Origin of the sequence: Paracidovorax cattleyae (genome assembly GCF_900104515.1) — a bacterium.
GTDB classification, from domain to species: Bacteria; Pseudomonadota; Gammaproteobacteria; order Burkholderiales; family Burkholderiaceae_C; genus Paracidovorax; species Paracidovorax cattleyae.
Genome location: NZ_FNJL01000011.1, coordinates 105,231 through 121,166, shown reverse-complemented (window position 1 = coordinate 121,166; position 15,936 = coordinate 105,231). Strand labels below are relative to the sequence as shown.

The window sequence follows — 15,936 nt, the reverse complement described above, 5'->3', positions numbered from 1 at the left end:
GAAAGGAGCGCGATGCGCGGGCCGTCACTCCGTGGGCGGTTCCAGCGAGAAGCCCACGCCGTACACCGACCGGATCCACTCGTGGTCGCTGCCGTCGGCGGTGCGCAGCTTGCGGCGCAGGTTCTTGATGTGGCTGTCGATCGCACGTTCGTTCACGTCGAGCGTGTCGTCGTACGCCATGTCGAGCAACTGGGCGCGCGAGAAGATCCGGCCGCTGTGGCTCGCCAGGGCCTGCAACAGGCGGAATTCACGCGGCGTGAGCGAAACGGGGGTGCCACGCAGATGCACCTGCCAGAACGCCTCGTCCAGTACCAGGGGCGCGTCCGGCGCGGCCGGCGAGGGATGGGCCGTGCTGCGTCGCAGCACCGTGCGCACCCGCGCGACGACCTCGCGGGGCGAAAAAGGCTTGCAGATGTAGTCGTCGGCGCCCAGTTCCAGGCCGATCAGCCGGTCCACCTCCTCCACCCGCGCGGTGAGCATGATGATGGGGCGGTCGGTGCGCCGGCGCGCCTGGCGGAGCACTTCCAGCCCATCCATGCCGGGCAGCATGATGTCGAGCAGGGTGAGGTCGGGCGGCGTGGGGCCGGTGAGGCGGGCGATCGCGGCATGGCCGTCGGCCACGTGTTCGGCCTCGAAGCCGGAATGCCGCAGGTAGTCCAGGACGACGTCCGCGATATCGGGCTCGTCCTCGACCACCAGAATGCGTTGGGGGGCATCGGTCATGGATGGGGGGTCTCCAGCAAGGGCAGGGTGAGAAGAATGCGCAGGCCGCCCAGCGGCGAGGCCTCGGCCGTGATCCGTCCACCGTGCGCCTGCACGATGGCCCGGCAGATGGCCAGCCCGAGGCCGGAGCCGCCGGTGTCGCCCGCGGCGCGGGTGCGGGAGGCTTCGGCGCGGTAGAGCCGGTCGAACACGCGTGGCAGCTCGGGGGCGGGCACGCCGGGGGCGGTGTCGTCCCATTGCAGCACGAGCCAGGCGCCATCGCCCACCTTGCGTTCGGTGCGCGCGGCGATGCAGAGCCGGCCGCCGGTTTCGGTATAGCGCAGGCTGTTTTCCAGCAGGTTGAGGTACACGCGGTGCAGTTGCGTCGGGTCGCCGCGCACCACCGGCGGTGGATGGCTGCCCGCGCAGGCCTCCACGGCCGACGTGTCCAGGGCGATGCCGGCGTTGTCGAAGCGCGCCTGCATCGAGGCGACCGCCTCCGCCAGCAGCGGCAGGGGCTCCACGGGCTCCGGGGCCGAGGGCGTGGCATCGCCCGCGGCATCGAGGCTCGACCGCAGGTCGCCCACCAGCTGGATCAACCGCATCACCTGCCGGTGCAGGCGCAGTGCCGTCCGGTCGTCGAAGGTGCGCACGCCGTCCTGCACGGTCTCGATTTCCGCGCGCATGGCCGCCAGGGGCGTGCGCAGTTCGTGCGCCACGTCGCCGATCCACTGGCGGCGCGAGGCCTCCATGTTCGCGAGCTGCTCCGCCATGTCGTTGAACGTGGAGGCGAGCCGGGCCAGTTCGTCGTCGCCCTGCACCGGCACGCGCGTGTCCAGCCGTCCGCCGGCCACCCGGCGTGCCCCGTGGACCAGCGCACCGATGGGGGCGAGCCAGCGCCGGGCCAGCCACCAGGACAGCCAGAGTGCGAGCACCAGGCCGGCGGCGCCCGTCCACGCGACGAACACCAGTTGCTGGCGCAGGAAGGCCTGGTCCGTCTCGGTTTCCACGTCCAGCGGCGGAAGCAGCACGAGCTGGCCGATGGACTCGCCGCGGGGGCCGTGCAATACGCGGCGGGCCGTGCCCGGCACCGGCCTGACGCCGGCGACCAGTTGGCGATCGCTGTCGATGAGGCCCAGGCGCACCGACAGCGCGTGTTCCGGGGGCTCGCCGGGTGGGGGGGCTCCACCACCGGGGCCCGGCCCGGGCGGTGGCTGCAGGCTGCCGTCGCCGGAGGCATAGGCGTCGCCATCGCAGGTGGCCTGCGCATTCCGCGCGCTCTGCCGTCCCGAGGGCATGCCCGGATCGCCAGGTCTGGGGGGCGGGGCGGGGCCGAAGACCGCCCGGGGCAGCGCATCGCCGGGCTTGTGCATCTGGCGCCACAGCTCGGGCTGGGTGCGCAGCGTCTGCCACCCGCCGTGCAGGACGTACACGCGTTCCAGCCGCCCTGCGAGCCAGTCCAGGCGGCCGAGTTCGATCTCGGCGACATAGGGGCCGAGCCCCCGCTGCAGGCCCAGGCGCGAGAAGCCCATGAACAATGCCAGCAGCACGACCAGCAGGATGCTGAGCGCGAGGAAGGCTTTGCTTTGCAGCGTGAGGCGGGGCATCTGCGACTGGCGGATCAACGGGTGGGGATCAACGGGCAGGCGGCGGGCCTCCGGCGCCCGGCGGGCCGCCGGCGGGCATGGCCACCAGGGTGCCGTTCATTGTGCGGCATGTCCCCTGCAGCTTGCGGCCATCGGGCATCGACAGGGTGACGGAGGCCCCCTCGGCCTGGTCCTTGCAGGCCGCGTAGGCTTCGGGCGGGGGAGGCGGCGGTTCGCGTCCGTCGTGCGGAGGCTGCTGAGCTGCAGCGGGTCCGGCGAACAGGAGGGCCGCTAGGGCCGTGGCTGCCCAGGAAAGAGTGCGTGGCAGGCCGAAAGGCGCCGGAGTGGTGGTGGTCATGGTGTGGCGGCAGGTGCCGGAGGAGGGCGCGGCAAGCGCGCGGAAGTCGCAGGGCTTTCGCCCCGCGGGCGAAAGGCTCAGGCCGCGATGGAAATCGCGGCGGTGGCGGTGTAGCCACCGCTGCCGTCGCTGGCCATCGTGGTCATCTGCAGTTCGGTGCCGTCGCTGAAGACGTTGTCCGTGGCGAAGCTCATGGAGGCCAGGTTCCGCACGCTGGCGCTGTAGCCCGGTTGGGCCGCGTAGATGGCGGCGAGGGTATCGGTGGGAAACGCGAGCTGCGTGGTCTTGACGCTGTTGGACGCCGTGGTCGCGAGGGCCAGGCTGGGGTAGATCTCCAGGTGCATGTGGGGCATGCGACCCGCGTAGCATCCGGGCACCACCGTGGTGAAGGTCACCGTGCCGGCGGCATCCGTCACCTGCACGCCCCGCAGGTAGTTCGCGGCGATGCTGCGCTCCGTATAGACCGAATAGTTGCCTTCCTGGGAACAGTGCCACAGGTACACCGCATAGCCTGCCAGCGCGGCGCAACCCGAGCGCGTGCCGGTGAGGGTGATGGAGATCGATAGCGGAACACCGTCCACGTTGCCGGAGGCGCCGATGCTCTTGCGGATGTCTTCCCGCACGATGCCGCTCAGGGCCAGCACGTTGTAGCTCGCATTGCTGGCGCTGGAGCCGTCCGCGGGGTAGGGGCCCGCCGTTTCCTCGGGCACGACGGAGCAGGTCTGCGATGTGCCCGTCCCGGTGCCCGAACCGCCCGACGTATCCGTTCCCCCTCCGGAGTCCATGGTGCCGGAGCTGCCGTCCGATCCTCCTCCGCAGCCCAGCAGGCCGGCGAGTCCCAGGGCTCCGAACGATCCCAGCGTACCGAGGGCGATGCGCCGCCGGGCGATCGCGGCGTCCGCGGGGGCTGCGACATAGCGTGTCAGGGGTCGTGTCATGGTTTTCCTCCTTCGTTGTGGAATGGCCCGCACTGTGCGGGCGAATCCGGGAGGAAAAATGGCATCCGGGCCGCATGCCACGGCCCCGGCGCTGGCGGAGACGCCCCAGGTCAGTGCCCGGCGGCCGTTGCCTGGGCGATCCAGCCGTCGAAGGTCTTCTGGTGCGCCCGGATCCAGCCGTCCACGTGGCGCTCGATGTCGGCCTGCCGGTTCTGGCCCTGCTGCATCGCGAGGTTCTGCGCGTTGATGTCGGCCACCGGCAGCTGCATCACTTCGAAGAGCTTCGCCGCTGCCGGGTTCTTCCCGGTGAAGGCCTTGTTGGCCACGATCTTCTGCATGTTCGGCACGAAGCCGTAGTTCTTGCCGTCCGGCAGCTTCGTGTCGATGCCGGCCTGCTCGCCCGGAAGCGAGGAGCGGGGTACCTGCAGCCATACCACGTCCCGGCCGGGGCGCAGGACGCCGCTCACCCAGTAAGGCGTCCAGGTGTAGTAGAGGACTGGCTTGCCCTGCTTGTAGCGCGCGATGGTGTCGGCCATCAGCGCCGCGTAGCTGCCCTGCACGTGCGTGACCGTGCCCGACAGGCCGAAGTCCTTGAGCTGGTGCTCGATGACCGCTTCGCAGCCCCAGCCCGGATTGCAGCCCGTGAGGTCGGCGCGCCCGTCGCCGTTGGCGTCGAACAGCTTCGCGAGCTTCGGATCCTTGAGCTGGTCGATGTGGGTGATCTTGTACTGCTCCGCCGTCTTGCGGTCGATCAGGTAGCCCTGCACCGCGTTGGGCGAGTAGGCCCCCTTGCGCCAGAGCTTCGCGTCGCCGCCGGCGTTCCTGTAGAAGCCGGCATGCAGCGGATCCCAGTGGTCGGCGATGAAGGTGGCGTCGCCGTTGGCGACCGCGAGATGGGCCGTGGCGTACTCGATCTCCCTGATGGGCTGCACCTCGTAGCCGAGCTTCTGCAGCGCGCGGGACACCAGCAGGGTCTGAAAGTTTTCCTCGGCATTGGAGCTTTGCAGCGGCTGCACGGGGATGCCCTTGCCGGGCAGGGACTGCGCGCCGGCCGGCAGCACGGCCAGCGCCAGGGCAGCGGCGCGGGCCAGGGCCGGCATGCCCGCCGCGGTGGGAAAGGAGCGATGGATGGCAATGTGCATGGGTGGATGGTTCCTGGATGGGGTTCAGCGGGCGGCGCCTGCCAGAGCGGGCTCTTCCGCGGCGGACAGGGCTGGAGGGGGCTCCGCGGCAGCGGTGCGGCCGCGGGCGGGCTGCGCGTTGGCCGGGCGTAGCGCGGCGACGGCGGCCACCGCCAGGCCTGCGGGGCCCGTCTGCCACCAGTGGCGTGCACCGCGGCGCGGCTGGCCCACCGCCTGCGTCAGGCGGTCCAGCGTGATCGCGAGCAGCACGATGCCCAGGCCGCCCACGGTGGCCAGGCCCATGTCCAGCCGGCCGATGCCGCGCAGTACCATCTGGCCCAGGCCGCCCACCGCGATCATCGAGGCGATCACCACCATCGAGAGCGACAGCATCAGGGCCTGGTTGATGCCGGCCATGATCGACGGCATGGCCAGCGGCAGTTGCACCTTCCAGAGCATCTGCAGCGGCGAGGCGCCGTAGGCGCGGGCGGCTTCCACCAGGTCGGGGCGCACCTGCCGCAGTCCCAGGTTGGTGAGGCGCACCAGCGGCGGCAGCGCGAACACGATGGTCACCACCACCCCCGGCACGTTGCCGATGCCGAAGAGCATCACCACCGGCACGAGGTACACGAAGGCCGGTGTGGTCTGCATGGCATCGAGCGCCGGGCGCAGCAGGCGCTGTGCCCGGTCGCTGCTGGCCAGCAGGATGCCCAGCGGCAGGCCCAGCACCAGGCAGAACGCCAGCGAGGTGAGCACCAGCGACAGCGTCACCATCGCCTCCTGCCAGATGCCGAGCATCGCCACCAGCAGCAGCGATACCACGGCGCCGAGGGCCAGCGCACGTCCCGCGAACTGCCATGCCAGCAGGCCCACGACGGCGACCATGCCCAGCGTGGGCAGGCCGGTGAGCACCGACTGCACGCCGGCGAGCGTGGCGTCCACGGGAGCGCGCACGGTCTGGAACGCCGGCCGGAAGTGCTCCACCGTCCAGGTGAGGCCCTGGTTGATCCCGTGTTCCACCGGAAGCGAACCATCCCAGAGCTGGGACAGGTGCAGACCGCCCGCCGCCTGCGACGGATCGCCCGCGCCGCCCAGGGCGTCGTGGGGCAGCGTGCCGCTGCCGGTGGCCGCGTCGGGCGCGGCGTTCAGCCAGTCCGCGCCGCCGGCATCGGGCCCGGTGGCCGACGAGGCGGCCCAGGGGTCCGCATCGGGTGTGGCGGGGGGCGTGCCGGTGGCGGAGTCCACCGGCGCGTTGAACGGAGCCACGGCGGCGGGGCCGTCGCCCGCGGCCGCCCAGGGGTTGGTGTCGGGTGCCGGGGCGGGATGGGCCTGGGCCACCTGGGTGGCCTGCAGGGCGTCTTTGCCCGTGGAGGTGGAAGAAGGAAGCGTCGGGGTGGCGTTCATGCGTGGCTCCTTGCGGGTTCGGATGCGGCGGGGTGGGTCGCGAGCCCGGGGGACGGTGCCGTCGGCGGCACGGGCGGGGTATCGCGGTCCAGGAAGCGCAGCAGCGTGGTCTTGCTGACCACGCCCCGGAACCGGCCTTCGGGTTCCACCACCGGCAGGGCGCAGGGGGCCTGCGCGACCTGGCCGAACAGGTCGGCCACGGGCGCATCGGCGGGGATCGTGCCCACCTCCGGGATGAAGGCATGCTGCAGCCCCAGCGGACCCGAGTGGCCCTGCAGCGCGGCGCGCAGCGAATCGGCGGAGACGGTGCCCAGGTACCGCTGCGCGGGCGTGACCACATAGGCGAAGTTGTCGTCATGCCCTTCGATGAGCTGCAGCGCCGGGCGGCAGCCCCGGTCGGTGTGCTCGCGCACCACGGTGAGCCGTTTGCGCGCGATGTCGCCCGCCTTGAACACGGCGGCCGCGTCCACGCCGCGCACGAAATTGCGCACGTAGTCGTTGGCGGGGTTGCGCAGGATCTCGTCGGGCGTGCCGACCTGCACCACGTGGCCGTCCTTCATGATGGCGATGCGGTCGCCGATGCGCATGGCCTCGTCGAGATCGTGCGAAATGAAGACGATGGTGCGGCGGCGGATCTGCTGCAGCCGCAGCAGCTTGCTCTGCATCTCGGTGCGGATGATGGGGTCGAGCGCCGAGAAGGCCTCGTCCATCAGCAGGATGGACGGGTCCGACGCCAGCGCGCGGGCCAGGCCCACGCGCTGCTGCATGCCGCCGGAAAGTTCCTCCGGATAGCTGTGGGCCCAGGCGGCCAGCCCCACCTGGTCGAGCGCGGCGGCGGCCTGGCGCTCGCGCTCCGCCCGGGCCACGCCGGCCAGCTCGAGGCCGAACGCGGTGTTGTCGAGCACCGTCATGTGGGGCATCAGGGCGAACGACTGGAACACCATGCTGATGTCCTTGCGGCGCAGCGCGCGCAGTGCGCGGTCCGGCAATACGTTGATGTCGGAGCCTTCGACCAGGATGCGGCCCGCGGCGGGCTCGATAAGGCGGTTGAGCATGCGCACCAGGGTCGATTTGCCGGAACCCGACAGACCCATGACGACGAAGATCTCGCCGGCCTCGATGGTGAAGGTGGCGTCGAAGACGCCGATGGATTGGCCGGTGCGCTCCAGGATCTCCTGCTTGCTGCAGCCCTGGCGCACGAGTTCGAGCGCGGTATCGGGCGCGTCGCCGAATACCTTGAACACATGGTCGATGGTGATTTGCTTGGCCACGTCGTGGGTCCTCCCTCGGTTGAACGGGTTGAACGAACACGCCCGGTGGCGATCCTGGGCGCAGGAACGCCTTCCGGGCACGGGGCCGGTCGATCGGCTGCAACATGATGCGGCGGCTGCGCGCGGCGCCGCGAAAAAAGCATGCGCCGGCGTTGCCGGAAAGGGGGTGGGCTCGGTGGACCGGCCCGGAGTTTGGCCCGCATGGCACGCTGGAACGGTGCGCAAGGGCGAGGGGCGCGCGGCGGAGAGGTCGGGGCTGCGAGGACTCCACCGGTGCCCCGTGGGGCATCAGGGCCGGGAACCGGCCGTGGTGCCGGCGGGCCGCAGGCGAGGCTGCGGCGGCGCCGACTCAATGATCCGGGCCCTGCTGCACTCCGCAATGGGAGGATGGGGCCGGATTACCTGCACTGCAGGTGGTAAAACACCCACAAATTGTAAGCATTCGGTGTTTTTGAGTCAAAACACCGGTTTTTACGGATGTGTTACGCGCGGGGCTTCAATGCTTCTCGTGCGACACGTGCAGCAGGCGATCGGTATAGGCGATGGCGATCGCGCTGGCCAGGAAGGCCACGTGGATGATCGTCTGCCACATGAGCACCTTGGTGTCGTAGTTGGCCGCGTTGATGAAGGTCTTGAGCAGGTGGATGGAGCTGATGCCGATGATGGACAGGCCCAGCTTCACCTTCAGCACCGACGCGTTGACGTGGCCCAGCCATTCCGGCTGGTCGGGATGGGTGTGCAGGTTGAGCCGGCTCACGAAGGTCTCGTAGCCGCCCACGATCACCATGATGAGCAGGTTCGAGATCATCACCACGTCGATGAGCGCCAGCACCACCAGCATGATCACGGTCTCGTTGAGCGCGACGACCTCTACGCCCGGCTTGTAGCCGATGCTCGTGACCAGCGCCTGCAGCGCCGGCTGGTGGCCGAAGGCGGCCTCCACGAGGTGCCAGAGCTCCACCAGGAAGTGCCATACGTACACGCCCTGGGCGACGATGAGCCCCAGGTACAGGGGCAGCTGCAGCCACCGGCTCGCGAAGATGAGCGAGGCGAGCGGGCTCAGGGCAGGGCCCTGCGGGCGCGGGGCGGAGTCTTGGGGGAAGGCCATATCGGTGGGGAAGAGGATGGTGGAAACCGGGCAGCGGGAGGGTCGCGGCGGGATTCTAGGGCCTGCCGTCGGGCCGGCGGTCCGTGGGGCTGCTGCCTCGTCCGGAGGCCCGGAAGAGCCGGCCGCGGCGCCGCGCCGGGAGTAGCATGTGGGCCGGGCCGTCGGCGGGCTGCGGCCGCATGCGGGCGTGCGTCAGTGGCATGTAAGTGGGCCCCCTGAAAGTACCGGCGAAAACCTGTTCCAACGACTCCCAGGAGACAAAGCAAATGAGTGCGTCATCGTCCACGATCGAATCCGTGCTGGTGGAAAACCGCGTCTTTCCCCCGCCCGCCGCCTGCGAGAAGGGTGCCCGCATCTCCGGCATGGCGGGCTACGAGGCCCTGTGGGCCGAGGCGGAGCGCGATTTCGAAGGCTTCTGGGCGCGCCTGGCACGCGAGAATGTGCAGTGGACCCGGCCCTTCACCCGCACGCTGGACGAGTCCAACGCCCCGTTCTTCCAGTGGTTCGCCGATGGCGAGCTGAACGCCAGCGCCAACTGCCTGGACCGCCACATCGGCACGCCGGTCGAGAACAAGACAGCCATCATCTTCGAAGCCGACGACGGTGCCGTGACGAAGGTCACCTACAGGGAACTGCTGGAGCGCGTGGGCCGTTTCGCCAACGCCCTGCAGGCCGAGGGCGTGAAGAAGGGCGACCGCGTGCTGATCTACATGCCCATGACCATCGAAGGCGTGGTCGCCATGCAGGCCTGCGCGCGCATCGGCGCCACGCACAGCGTGGTGTTCGGCGGCTTCTCGGCCAAGGCGCTGCAGGAGCGCATCATCGATGCGGGCGCGGTGGCCGTGATCACCTCCAACTACCAGATGCGCGGCGGCAAGGAACTGCCGCTCAAGGCCATCGTCGACGAAGGCATCGCCATGGGCGGCTGCGAATCGATCCGCAGCATCCTCGTCTTCCAGCGCACCGCCACGGCCTGCAACATGGTGGCGGGCCGCGACAAGACCTTCGATGAAGCGCTGGCCGGCCGGAGTGCCGAGTGCGCTCCCGTGCCCGTGGGTGCGGAGCACCCGCTCTTCATCCTCTACACCAGCGGTTCGACCGGCAAGCCCAAGGGCGTGCAGCATTCCACCGGCGGCTACCTGCTGTGGGCCAGGCTGACGATGGACTGGACCTTCGACCTCAAGCCCGAGGACGTGTTCTGGTGCACGGCCGACATCGGCTGGATCACCGGCCACACCTACGTGGCCTATGGCCCGCTCGCCGCCGGCGCCACGCAGGTGGTGTTCGAGGGCGTGCCCACTTACCCGAACGCCGGCCGCTTCTGGCAGATGATCGAGCGCCACAAGGTGTCGATCTTCTACACCGCGCCCACGGCCATCCGCTCGCTCATCAAGGCGGCCGAGGCCGACAAGGCGGTGCACCCGTCCAGTTCCGATCTGTCCAGCCTGCGCATCCTGGGCAGCGTGGGCGAGCCCATCAACCCCGAGGCCTGGATGTGGTACCACAAGAACGTGGGCGGCGAGCGCTGCCCCATCGTGGATACCTTCTGGCAGACCGAGACCGGCGGCCACGTCATCACCCCGCTGCCGGGCGCCACGCCGCTGGTGCCGGGATCATGCACGCTGCCGCTGCCCGGCATCACCGCCGCCATCGTCGATGAATCCGGCAACGACATTCCCAACGGCACGGGCGGGATCCTGGTCATCAAGCGCCCCTGGCCCAGCATGATCCGCACCATCTGGAACGACCCGGAGCGCTTCAAGAAGAGCTACTTCCCCGAAGAGCTCAAGGGCTATTACCTCGCTGGCGATGGCGCGGTGCGCAGCGCCGACCGCGGCTACTTCCGCATCACCGGCCGCATCGACGACGTGCTGAACGTCTCGGGCCACCGCATGGGCACGATGGAAATCGAGTCCGCCCTGGTCTCCAAGACCGACCTGGTGGCCGAGGCCGCCGTGGTGGGCCGCCCCGACGACCTGACCGGCGAGGCCATCTGCGCCTTCGTGGTCCTGAAGCGCCCGCGGCCCAGCGGCGACGAGGCCAGGGCCATCGCCAAGGAACTGCGCGACTGGGTGGCCAGGGAGATCGGCCCGATCGCCAAGCCGAAGGACATCCGCTTCGGCGACAACCTGCCCAAGACCCGCAGCGGCAAGATCATGCGCCGCCTGCTGCGCTCCATCGCCAAGGGCGAGGCCATCACGCAGGACACGAGTACGCTGGAGAATCCCGCCATCCTGGATCAGTTGGCCCAGGCCAACTGATCCGGAGACTGGCGCATCCTGTAGGACGGAATCTGTTTCGCCGGCCCCGCGCCGGCGGGACGGCCATGGCCGGGGTACAACCGGGTGCCAACGCCGCCGCGTCCCTCGCGGCGCGGCGCCCGTCACCCTCCCCGGAGAACAACCATGGCCTTCCGATCCATCGTCATCCTGCTCATCGTCGCGGCCATCGCCGTGCTCGCCGCGCTCAACTGGAGCACCCTGGCCACGCCCTCGGCCATTTCGCTCGGGTTCACGTCGTTCCAGGCGCCCCTCGGCCTGCTGATGCTGGGTCTCACCGTGCTGCTGGGCGTTTTCTTCATCGCCTACGTGCTGTCGCTGCAGGGCTCCGTGCTGCTGGAAACGCGCCGCCATGCCAAGGAAATGCAGGCGCAGCGCGAGCTGGCCGACCGCGCGGAAGCCTCGCGCTTCACCGAACTGCGGACCTTCCTCGAATCGCAGCACCAGCAGGGCCAGGCCGCGCTGCTGGCGCGCATCGATGTGCTGGAGTCGCGTGTCGCGGCCCGCGCGCAGGAGTCCGACAACGCCACGGCGGCATATGTGGGCCAGCTCGAAGACCAGTTGCGCACGCGCCGCGATCCGGTGCTGTGAGCTGTCCGGCAGGGCGTTCGTCCCGCTGCCGCACGACAGCAAAAAAAGCCGCCCGGTCCGGGCGGCTTTTTCATTCGCGCCGGGCGGGCGCGGCTGGAGGGCGGCAATCCGGCAGCCACCCTGCCGTGGCTGCCTGCCGCGGAAGACCGGTTACTTGAGCGACAGCACCCAGGCCGCCAGCTTCTTCGCGTCGGCCTCGTTCACCTGGGAGTTGGCCGGCATGGGCACCGGTCCCCACACGCCCGAGCCACCCTTCATGATCTTGGCGGCCAGCTTGTCCACGGCATCCTTCTGGCCGGCGTACTTGGCCGCCACGTCCTTGTAGGAAGGGCCCACGAGCTTCTTGTCCACGGCATGGCAGGCCATGCAGTTCTTGGCCGTGGCCAGGGCCTGGTCGGCCAGGGCCGGCGCGGCAGCGGAGAAGGCCAGCAGGAGGAGGGGGAGCGTGCGCTTCATGGGGGGCTTTCGTGTGGGTTAGTATGCGGCTCAATGAAATTGTAGTGGGCGGGGTTGACGTGCCATGGCGGCTTTACGCGGCCCACCCGCGCCCTCCCTGCCGGAGTTGCCACCATCATGTATACCCTGGCCCTCGGAATCCTGCTGGTCGTACTCAAGTACCTGGAGATCGGCCCGGTCGCCCAGTGGAGCTGGTGGTGGGTGCTGTCGCCGTTCGCCGTCACCGCGGCCTGGTGGGTCTGGGCGGATGCCACGGGCTATACCAAGCGCCGCGCCATGGAGAAGATCGACCGGCGCCGCCAGGACCGCATCGACCGGCACAAGGAAGCCATGGGCGTGAAGCCGCGCAAGCCCCGGTGAGTGCCGGGGCCGGCTCCGGGCGCCTGCCGTGACTGCCGCGGGGCCGCGATAGGCATGCCGCCCGGCGGGGGAAGGCACTGGAGGATAATTCCGCGTCGCCAGGCGACCGTCCCTCCAACCGCTTCCCCCGATCCACGATGCCCGCATACCGTTCCAAGACCTCCACCGCCGGACGCAACATGGCCGGTGCCCGCTCCCTGTGGCGCGCCACCGGCATGAAGGACGAAGACTTCAGCAAGCCGATCATCGCGGTGGTGAACTCGTTCACCCAGTTCGTGCCCGGCCACGTCCACCTGAAGGACCTGGGCCAGCTCGTGGCCCGCGAGATCGAGGCCGCCGGCGGCGTCGCCAAGGAATTCAACACCATCGCGGTCGATGACGGCATCGCCATGGGCCACGACGGCATGCTGTATTCGCTCCCCAGCCGCGACATCATCGCGGACTCGGTCGAGTACATGGTGAACGCGCACTGCGCCGATGCCATGGTCTGCATCTCCAACTGCGACAAGATCACGCCCGGCATGCTGATGGCCGCCATGCGCCTGAACATCCCGGTGGTGTTCGTCTCCGGCGGGCCCATGGAGGCGGGCAAGACGCGCCTGGCCAACCCCGTCACCAAGACCATCGAGTTCAAGAAGCTCGACCTGGTGGATGCGATGGTGATCGCCGCCGACGACAAGTATTCCGACGCCGACGTGGCCGAGGTGGAGCGCTCCGCCTGCCCTACCTGCGGTTCGTGCTCGGGCATGTTCACCGCCAATTCCATGAACTGCCTGACCGAGGCGCTGGGCCTGTCCCTGCCCGGCAACGGCACCGTGGTGGCCACGCATGCCGACCGCGAGCAGCTCTTCAAGCGCGCCGGCCGCCGCATCGTGGAGCTGGCCCGCCAGTACTACGAGCAGGACGACGAGCGCGTGCTGCCGCGCTCGGTGGGCTTCAATGCCTTCGAGAACGCGATGACGCTGGACATCGCCATGGGCGGTTCCACCAACACCATCCTGCACCTGCTGGCGATCGCCCGGGAAGCCGGCATCGACTTCACCATGGCCGACATCGACCGCCTCTCGCGCGTGGTGCCGCAGCTGTGCAAGGTGGCTCCCAACACCAACAAGTACCACATCGAGGACGTGCACCGCGCCGGCGGCATCATGGCCATCCTGGGCGAGCTGGACCGCGCGGGCCGCCTGCACACCGATGCACCCACGGTGCATGCCCCCACGCTGGGCGACGCGCTGGCGCAGTGGGACATCACCCGCACGCAGGACGACGCGGTGCGCACCTTCTACATGGCCGGCCCCGCCGGCGTGCCGACCCAGGTGGCCTTCAGCCAGAACACGCGCTGGCCCAGCCTGGACCTGGACCGCGCCGAGGGCTGCATCCGCTCCGTGGAGCATGCCTTCTCGAAGGAAGGGGGCCTCGCCGTGCTGCGCGGCAACATCGCGCTGGACGGCTGCGTGGTCAAGACGGCAGGCGTGGACGAATCCATCCACGTGTTCGAGGGCTCGGCCCACGTGACCGAGTCGCAGGACGAGGCGGTGGAGAACATCCTGGCCGACAAGGTCAAGGCCGGCGACATCGTCATCGTGCGCTACGAAGGCCCCAAGGGCGGCCCCGGCATGCAGGAAATGCTCTACCCGACCAGCTACATCAAGTCCAAGGGCCTGGGCAAGGCCTGCGCGCTGCTGACCGACGGGCGCTTCTCGGGCGGCACCTCGGGCCTGTCGATCGGCCACTGCTCGCCCGAGGCGGCGGCTGGCGGCGCCATCGGCCTGGTGCAGAACGGCGACCGCATCCGCATCGACATCCCCAACCGCACGATCGACGTGCTGGTCTCCGACGAGGAACTGGCCCGGCGCCGCGCCGAGCAGGATGCCAGGGGCTGGAAGCCCGCGAAGCCGCGCCCGCGCAAGGTGTCGGCGGCGCTCAAGGCCTATGCCAAGCTGGTGATGTCGGCCGACAAGGGCGCCGTGCGCGACCTGTCGCTGCTGGACGACTGAACGGCCGCCGTCTTGCGGGCAAAAAGAAAGCCGCACCGGCGACGGAGCGGCTTTTCATGGGCAGACCGTTGCGGGTGCGACCGGAATCAGGGCGTGCCGGAGGCAGTCTGCGACTGCAGGTAGTTCTGCAGGCCCACGCGGTCTATCAGGCCCAACTGCTTTTCCAGCCAGTAGGCGTGGTCCTCTTCCGTGTCCTTGAGCTGCGCGAGAAGGATGTCGCGGCTCACGTAGTCGCGCACGCCCTCGCACAGATGCACGCCCGTCTGCAGGGCGGCGCGCACCTCGTATTCGGTGTCCAGATCCTTGCGCAGCATCTCCGGCACCGTGGTGCCCGGCGTGAACTCGCGGGGGCGCATGTCGGGCAGGCCGCCCAGGAACAGGATGCGGCGCAGCAACGCATCGGCGTGCTGGGTCTCTTCCTCCATCTCGTGGTTCAGGCGCTCGTAGAGCTTCACGAAGCCCTGGTCCTCGTAGATCCGCGAATGGATGAAGTACTGGTCGCGCGCGGCCAGTTCGCCGCGCAGCAGATCCTTGAAGTAGTCGATGACCTGAGGATTGCCCTGCATGGTTTGCTCTTTTCCTTGTTCTTGTGAGGCAGGGAGTATCGCGCCGTTGCGTGGCTTTGTCGCACAAAGCCCCCGGGGCGGCAGTATGCATGCGTACGGGGATCAGAATCGTTCGCGTTGGAGGGGTTCATCGCATCATCGAGAGGGCCATCCTTTTTCCTCCGTTCCGGGATATCGGACAGGTCGCTTTCCGAAAATCACCGTCTTTTCAAAAAATGATCGTTGATCCGCTCTCCTGGTGGTTGTCCGCATTTCCGCACATTCCCCCGGTCGGGCACCTGCTGCGAGATGGCCTTGCCGCAAGGTGGGCACGTTTCCATTCGCTGCCCGGGTCAAGGCGGTATCCGGACGATGAGGCGGACTTTGCAGAACTGCTGATGCGGCACCTGGCTGTTGCGGGCGAGTTGTTTACATCCGGCGAGACGATCTATGTGTACCGATGCCATCAGGGAGAGCCCAGGTTGAAGGGCCGGAGCCGGCACCAGATCGCGGGGCGCCAGCTGAGGGACCGCGCCATCCGGTTTCCTGCTGTGGAGAGGCCGGTGCTCAACGGGGATTACTATTTTGTCCGCTCCCTGGCCACCGCATGGAAGCCCGACTTTTTCGAAGTGCTGATCCGAAAGGGCGCCCAATGGGAACTGGCGGGCATCACATTCGTTTCGCCGCGCAGCGGGAACCTGTACTGCCCCTACGATGGCGGCATGGACGTGTTCTGTTTTTCCGTGGAACCATCGCTGCTCGAAGAGCGGTACCGCACGTGGATGTCCGGGCATGCGAGCCGGCTCTGATCCCGCTGGCGCGCAGGTGGCCGGCAGGGTCTTCAGGGCCGTGGAGGCGTTCGCCGCGGCCGTGCCGATCACGATCGGATGGATGGCCCAGGCCTTTGCCGCTACCGCGCCGTATCCGCTGGACTGGCCCCATGCCCGGGAAACGCTTCTCTACCGCTCCTGCGGCTGCGCCGATGCCTGCTGGGTGGCCGAAGTCCGGGACGCCCGCACCCGGGCATTGAAGGCCCGCCTGCGGTGTGGTTGCGAGACGCTGCACTACCAGCCGGCTCCGCGTGCACCCGAGGCGACACTTCCCGGCGGTTGCGGGCCCATCAATGGCAGCAGCGACAAGCCCGCGGCGATCCGCGAGCGGCTGGAGCAGCTGCGGAGCAGTTCCGGCCCGCCGCAGCGGCCGGCATCGCCCTGAGGTGC

At 69.1% G+C, this 15,936-nt stretch carries 16 protein-coding genes; 6 read left to right on the top strand and 10 right to left on the bottom strand.

Going from position 1 to position 15,936, the window contains the following annotated elements:
• Positions 1–24: 24 nt before the first annotated feature.
• The 8 genes from BLR05_RS11230 to BLR05_RS11195 form a co-directional block, all read right to left on the bottom strand.
• Positions 25–723, bottom strand: coding sequence for a response regulator (locus tag BLR05_RS11230; protein ID WP_092834562.1), 699 nt, complete (start codon positions 721–723; stop codon positions 25–27).
• Positions 720–2,309, bottom strand: a complete 1,590-nt coding sequence (locus BLR05_RS11225; protein ID WP_092834609.1) for an ATP-binding protein — start codon at positions 2,307–2,309, stop codon at positions 720–722. Before BLR05_RS11225 ends, BLR05_RS11230 begins: the two co-directional genes overlap by 4 nt.
• Before the next feature lie 28 nt (positions 2,310–2,337).
• Complete coding sequence (locus tag BLR05_RS11220; RefSeq protein ID WP_092834561.1) at positions 2,338–2,646, bottom strand: hypothetical protein; 309 nt, start codon at positions 2,644–2,646, stop codon at positions 2,338–2,340.
• 77 nt (positions 2,647–2,723) lie between these two features.
• Entirely contained in the window at positions 2,724–3,584 is an 861-nt protein-coding gene (locus BLR05_RS11215) for a dioxygenase family protein (RefSeq protein WP_092834560.1), read from the bottom strand.
• A gap of 110 nt (positions 3,585–3,694) precedes the next feature.
• The gene (proX, locus tag BLR05_RS11210; protein ID WP_092834559.1) at positions 3,695–4,726 is read right to left on the bottom strand and encodes a glycine betaine/L-proline ABC transporter substrate-binding protein ProX; all 1,032 of its coding nucleotides are present in this window, start codon (positions 4,724–4,726) and stop codon (positions 3,695–3,697) included.
• 24 nt (positions 4,727–4,750) lie between these two features.
• Complete coding sequence (gene proW / locus BLR05_RS11205) at positions 4,751–6,109, bottom strand: glycine betaine/L-proline ABC transporter permease ProW (protein WP_092834558.1); 1,359 nt, start codon at positions 6,107–6,109, stop codon at positions 4,751–4,753.
• Positions 6,106–7,380, bottom strand: coding sequence for a glycine betaine/L-proline ABC transporter ATP-binding protein ProV (proV, locus tag BLR05_RS11200; protein ID WP_092834557.1), 1,275 nt, complete (start codon positions 7,378–7,380; stop codon positions 6,106–6,108). The genes proW and proV overlap by 4 nt, the downstream gene beginning before the upstream one ends.
• Positions 7,381–7,876: 496 nt before the next feature.
• Positions 7,877–8,488, bottom strand: coding sequence for a TIGR00645 family protein (locus BLR05_RS11195; RefSeq protein ID WP_013593980.1), 612 nt, complete (start codon positions 8,486–8,488; stop codon positions 7,877–7,879).
• Positions 8,489–8,754: 266 nt separating this feature from the next.
• On the opposite strand from BLR05_RS11195, the gene acs reads away from it, so the two are divergent.
• Both acs and BLR05_RS11185 read left to right on the top strand, forming a co-directional pair.
• Positions 8,755–10,749, top strand: coding sequence for an acetate--CoA ligase (gene acs / locus BLR05_RS11190; protein WP_092834556.1), 1,995 nt, complete (start codon positions 8,755–8,757; stop codon positions 10,747–10,749).
• 144 nt (positions 10,750–10,893) lie between these two features.
• Positions 10,894–11,358 carry a Signal transduction histidine kinase gene (locus BLR05_RS11185; protein ID WP_092834555.1) on the top strand — a complete coding sequence of 155 codons (465 nt, stop codon included), beginning with the start codon at positions 10,894–10,896 and terminating at the stop codon, positions 11,356–11,358.
• A 150-nt stretch (positions 11,359–11,508) separates the two neighbouring features.
• On the opposite strand, the gene BLR05_RS11180 is transcribed toward BLR05_RS11185, so the two are convergent.
• Complete coding sequence (locus BLR05_RS11180; protein ID WP_011794643.1) at positions 11,509–11,814, bottom strand: c-type cytochrome; 306 nt, start codon at positions 11,812–11,814, stop codon at positions 11,509–11,511.
• Between the two features lie 117 nt (positions 11,815–11,931).
• Here BLR05_RS11180 and BLR05_RS11175 point away from each other — a divergent pair, with 117 nt between their 5' ends.
• On the top strand, positions 11,932–12,174 hold the full coding sequence (locus tag BLR05_RS11175; protein ID WP_092834554.1) for a TIGR04438 family Trp-rich protein: 243 nt from the start codon (positions 11,932–11,934) through the stop codon (positions 12,172–12,174).
• A gap of 137 nt (positions 12,175–12,311) precedes the next feature.
• A complete protein-coding gene (ilvD, locus tag BLR05_RS11170) occupies positions 12,312–14,171 on the top strand; it encodes a dihydroxy-acid dehydratase (RefSeq protein ID WP_092834553.1) in 1,860 nt (619 codons plus the stop codon).
• A gap of 86 nt (positions 14,172–14,257) precedes the next feature.
• On the opposite strand, the gene bfr is transcribed toward ilvD, so the two are convergent.
• Positions 14,258–14,737, bottom strand: coding sequence for a bacterioferritin (bfr, locus tag BLR05_RS11165; protein ID WP_026434451.1), 480 nt, complete (start codon positions 14,735–14,737; stop codon positions 14,258–14,260).
• Positions 14,738–14,952: 215 nt separating this feature from the next.
• Between bfr and BLR05_RS11160 the strand changes: the two genes are divergently transcribed.
• Positions 14,953–15,525 carry a DUF3885 domain-containing protein gene (locus BLR05_RS11160; protein WP_092834552.1) on the top strand — a complete coding sequence of 191 codons (573 nt, stop codon included), beginning with the start codon at positions 14,953–14,955 and terminating at the stop codon, positions 15,523–15,525.
• Entirely contained in the window at positions 15,509–15,931 is a 423-nt protein-coding gene (locus BLR05_RS11155) for a hypothetical protein (protein WP_225979196.1), read from the top strand. Before BLR05_RS11160 ends, BLR05_RS11155 begins: the two co-directional genes overlap by 17 nt.
• The last annotated feature ends 5 nt before the right edge of the window (positions 15,932–15,936 follow it).

Bases quoted from the DNA above. Each gene is read 5' to 3' on its own strand.
- BLR05_RS11230 (WP_092834562.1), bottom strand. From the start codon at position 723: ATGACCGATGCCCCCCAACGCATTCTGGTGGTCGAGGACGAGCCCGAT.
- BLR05_RS11225 (WP_092834609.1), bottom strand. From the start codon at position 2,309: ATGCCCCGCCTCACGCTGCAAAGCAAAGCCTTCCTCGCGCTCAGCATC.
- BLR05_RS11220 (WP_092834561.1), bottom strand. From the start codon at position 2,646: ATGACCACCACCACTCCGGCGCCTTTCGGCCTGCCACGCACTCTTTCC.
- BLR05_RS11215 (WP_092834560.1), bottom strand. From the start codon at position 3,584: ATGACACGACCCCTGACACGCTATGTCGCAGCCCCCGCGGACGCCGCG.
- proX (WP_092834559.1), bottom strand. From the start codon at position 4,726: ATGCACATTGCCATCCATCGCTCCTTTCCCACCGCGGCGGGCATGCCG.
- proW (WP_092834558.1), bottom strand. From the start codon at position 6,109: ATGAACGCCACCCCGACGCTTCCTTCTTCCACCTCCACGGGCAAAGAC.
- BLR05_RS11195 (WP_013593980.1), bottom strand. From the start codon at position 8,488: ATGGCCTTCCCCCAAGACTCCGCCCCGCGCCCGCAGGGCCCTGCCCTG.
- acs (WP_092834556.1), top strand. From the start codon at position 8,755: ATGAGTGCGTCATCGTCCACGATCGAATCCGTGCTGGTGGAAAACCGC.
- BLR05_RS11185 (WP_092834555.1), top strand. From the start codon at position 10,894: ATGGCCTTCCGATCCATCGTCATCCTGCTCATCGTCGCGGCCATCGCC.
- BLR05_RS11180 (WP_011794643.1), bottom strand. From the start codon at position 11,814: ATGAAGCGCACGCTCCCCCTCCTCCTGCTGGCCTTCTCCGCTGCCGCG.
- BLR05_RS11175 (WP_092834554.1), top strand. From the start codon at position 11,932: ATGTATACCCTGGCCCTCGGAATCCTGCTGGTCGTACTCAAGTACCTG.
- ilvD (WP_092834553.1), top strand. From the start codon at position 12,312: ATGCCCGCATACCGTTCCAAGACCTCCACCGCCGGACGCAACATGGCC.
- bfr (WP_026434451.1), bottom strand. From the start codon at position 14,737: ATGCAGGGCAATCCTCAGGTCATCGACTACTTCAAGGATCTGCTGCGC.
- BLR05_RS11160 (WP_092834552.1), top strand. From the start codon at position 14,953: ATGATCGTTGATCCGCTCTCCTGGTGGTTGTCCGCATTTCCGCACATT.
- BLR05_RS11155 (WP_225979196.1), top strand. From the start codon at position 15,509: ATGCGAGCCGGCTCTGATCCCGCTGGCGCGCAGGTGGCCGGCAGGGTC.